This window comes from Bacillus sp. mrc49 (genome assembly GCF_002803435.1).
Genome location: NZ_PHNG01000076.1, coordinates 1 through 326 on the forward strand (window position 1 = coordinate 1; position 326 = coordinate 326).

A 326-nucleotide genomic window follows, 5' to 3' on the forward strand; every position below is an offset into this window, starting at 1 on the left:
CACCGGGCAGGTGTCAGCCCCTATACTTCGCCTTGCGGCTTCGCAGAGACCTGTGTTTTTGCTAAACAGTCGCCTGGGCCTATTCACTGCGGCTTTTCCGGGCTATTCACCCTAAAAAGCACCCCTTCTCCCGAAGTTACGGGGTCATTTTGCCGAGTTCCTTAACGAGAGTTCTCTCGCACACCTTAGGATTCTCTCCCCGCCTACCTGTGTCGGTTTGCGGTACGGGCACCTTACATCTCACTAGAGGCTTTTCTTGGCAGCGTGGAATCAGGAACTTCGGTACTATATTTCCCTCGCCATCACAGCTCCGCCTTAATGGAAAC

General features: G+C 53.7%; 1 rRNA gene. It reads right to left on the reverse strand.

Features of this window, described 5'->3' with window-relative positions:
* Positions 1–326: ribosomal RNA gene (locus tag CVN76_RS00545) — 23S ribosomal RNA — on the reverse strand; the annotation flags it as partial.